General features: G+C 24.3%; 3 protein-coding genes. All 3 read right to left on the bottom strand.

What is annotated here, in order from left to right:
- Positions 1-167 precede the first annotated feature (167 nt).
- The 3 genes from L992_RS12325 to L992_RS12315 all read right to left on the bottom strand — a co-directional run bounded on the left by L992_RS12325 (position 168) and on the right by L992_RS12315 (position 1,675).
- Entirely contained in the window at positions 168-896 is a 729-nt protein-coding gene (locus tag L992_RS12325) for a hypothetical protein (RefSeq protein ID WP_156110712.1), read from the bottom strand.
- A gap of 137 nt (positions 897-1,033) precedes the next feature.
- Positions 1,034-1,465 (bottom strand): hypothetical protein, encoded by a 432-nt coding sequence (locus L992_RS12320; RefSeq protein ID WP_047396591.1) that lies wholly within the window; start codon positions 1,463-1,465, stop codon positions 1,034-1,036.
- A 24-nt stretch (positions 1,466-1,489) separates the two neighbouring features.
- Positions 1,490-1,675 (bottom strand): type I restriction enzyme endonuclease domain-containing protein, encoded by a 186-nt coding sequence (locus tag L992_RS12315; RefSeq protein WP_197053439.1) that lies wholly within the window; start codon positions 1,673-1,675, stop codon positions 1,490-1,492.
- Positions 1,676-1,751 lie beyond the last annotated feature (76 nt).

The raw sequence follows: 1,751 nt of genomic DNA, 5'->3' as shown, positions 1-1,751 counted from the left end.
TCGAAAAAGCAAGAAAAACAGTGTAAATAGGATATATTTTGTATAAAATTTAGTGTATTGTCTATACTCTAGTCTAAATAATACATAGGCAAACAATAGAAAAAAAGCAAGGTTTTAGCCTTGCTAGTAGGCTAAGTATCTAGCCTAACCTTATAATTTCAAAATTTTTAATAATCATCAAATACATATGAACACTGTGGGCAAAAATTATTAAATTTACTATAACCTACAAATTTACACCTTGGACAAGCCACAGAATGTAAATCTTCTACTGCATTTTTTAATTTATTTTGTATTATTGGATAAGTTTCTTTAATAAATTCAATATATTTTTTATCAATTATTTCACCATGGATTCCTCTATTTGCGATTTTACAAATTTCCAATATGGAATCAGCTGTAGTCTTATCTATAGTCTCATTTTTTTTCAATATTTGAATATTTTTTATAATGGGTATTTTTTCATTAAATCCAACTTTTTCAGATATTTCATTCAATAATGTTTGAATTTCAAATCTTACTTTAAATAAAAATATTATTTCATCACTAAGGTTATCAAAATTTATTTTCTTCTCAATGTTAAAAGTATCTTTCTTCATTTCTTTTTCCAGATATTGTATTTTTTTGTCATTTGGAAGTTGTGGATTTATTTGTAAATTATTTGTTATAGAGCTATTTAAATTTAAACTCATAATCTGATTTTGAATATTCTTTATATCAGATTTAACTTCTTTTGTTGCATTTTCAACTTCTTTTTTTATTTTTACTCCTAATAATTCAACTTCCGAAAATAAAGGAACTATCAATAAAAATATCCATAATATAAATATTAAAGTATATGGTGTTAACTTTTCAAATGTTATCGAATTTGAAAATAATATGGTTTTGTTATACAAAACAAAGGCAGTGCTAATAACTAATATAATAAAATACCACCTTTTTATAATTCGATCAATAAAATTTTTTATAATTTTATTCCCTCCTAAGATAAATTATACAATTATTTTTTTAAGTATAATAAAAAATGCAGTGACTATCTACACTCAGCAATTTGTTTTAAATAATCGCTATTTTCTTTTAACCTTATTTTTAATTTCGATTTTATAATTGGAGTAAGTTCTAACATAAAATCTCTCATCTCTTTATGTAGCTTTAATTCTTTGTCATAAGCAATTACTTCATTTATATCATTAAATGTTCTCTCGATAATACCATTAATAGATATCATCATTACATCAGTTAGGTTATTTTTTATGACTTCCTTTTCTAGAATTTTTGCTCCTGTCAAACTTCCTATATTTAATGATTGTTGATTATTATATTTTTTTAATATATACTTTAAAATTTTAAAATATTCTCGAATATATTCTTCTGATACAGGCTTGTCTTGAAGTCTAGATTTTATTTCTGTTACTTCATTAAATGTTTTTGATAAAAGATTCAATTTATTCAATAAATTCTCCATACTCTATTTTTCCTCCTTCTTTTCTTACATTACGCTCTCTTCACACATTACCTTAGCTTGTTTTAACACAAGCTCTGTTGCATCCTCTGTATCCTCTGGAGGATAACCAAACTTTTTAAGAAGTCTTCTTATAGATCTTCTCATTTGAGCTTGTACACTCTCTTTATCGTACCAATCTATAGTCATACTTTTTCTAATAGTATCTGTCAACTGTGTATTGCAAGTAGATTCTAAAATTAATTGCAGAAAAAATCAGAACATTACTCAAACCATTAATCAGAATTTA

The sequence above is a fragment of the Cetobacterium sp. ZOR0034 genome, from assembly GCF_000799075.1.
Lineage (GTDB): Bacteria > Fusobacteriota > Fusobacteriia > Fusobacteriales > Fusobacteriaceae > Cetobacterium_A.
Note: the sequence above shows the minus strand (reverse complement) of the source record. Positions and strands in the feature narration are given on the sequence as shown.

Bases quoted from the DNA above. Each gene is read 5' to 3' on its own strand.
- L992_RS12320 (WP_047396591.1), bottom strand. From the start codon at position 1,465: ATGGAGAATTTATTGAATAAATTGAATCTTTTATCAAAAACATTTAAT.